Source organism: Ameyamaea chiangmaiensis (assembly GCF_013376175.1).
In the GTDB taxonomy this organism is placed as follows: Bacteria; Pseudomonadota; Alphaproteobacteria; order Acetobacterales; family Acetobacteraceae; genus Ameyamaea; species Ameyamaea chiangmaiensis.
On record NZ_JABXXR010000356.1, the window covers coordinates 1 to 686 of the forward strand.

At 72.4% G+C, this 686-nt stretch carries 2 protein-coding genes; both read right to left on the bottom strand.

The genetic code is table 11. The features are described 5' to 3' along the window. On the bottom strand, nucleotides 1–464 hold a 464-nt coding region (locus HUK82_RS17025; RefSeq protein ID WP_218061632.1), incomplete at its 3' end, for an ATP12 family chaperone protein. Then, nucleotides 461–686 (bottom strand): hypothetical protein (locus tag HUK82_RS17030; RefSeq protein WP_176615017.1); only part of this gene is annotated, 226 nt, incomplete at its 5' end. The genes HUK82_RS17030 and HUK82_RS17025, both read right to left, overlap by 4 nt.

The following is a 686-nucleotide window of genomic DNA, read 5'->3' on the forward strand; positions in this document are numbered from 1 at the left end:
CGGGGTAGAGGCATCACCCCGGTCGTGATCGGCAGGTCCAGCGCATGATGCTCCCGCGCCCAGTCGATCCAGGGGCCCCACGCGGCCGCCTGACGGCCGGCCAGAAGCGGATCGGGCAGCGGACCGGCGCGATAACTCAGAAGGTCGGCGTCGGCATAGGCGGCCAGCAGATCGATCGCGCCGCTGCGGTTCGGCGCGATACGTTCGATCATCGTCCCGGCGATGCGGGTCAGCGGCAGGTCGAGTGGTGAAAAGGTGCCCCCCACCGTTGCGCCGGCGGCGTCCCATTCCTGCGCGATGGCGTCGGCCAGCGCACCGGACCGGACGCGCAGAGGCGTTCCACCCGGCAGTTTGACGCCTCGTCCGTCAAGGGCCACCGACCACATGCCATCGGCGTCGGCCACCGCCTGCGCGCGCGTCCAGAACCGGCGGCTTCCGGGTGACGATCCCGACGCGCCGTTCAATGGACCAGCCCCAGGCCGCGCAGCATGTCCGACAGCTTGCCGCCGTGCCGTGACTCGGCCGCTGCGGCAGGTCCGGGCAGGCCTTCGCGTGCCGCGGCCAGGATTCCGGGGCACGGGTCGGGCTCGTCGCTGCCGATGGTTACGCGAAAGCGGCCGTCCGAGGCATCGGGTGCCATCCGTGCGACGGGCGCGTCCAGCGTGCCGCCCACGGCGACCGGCGTG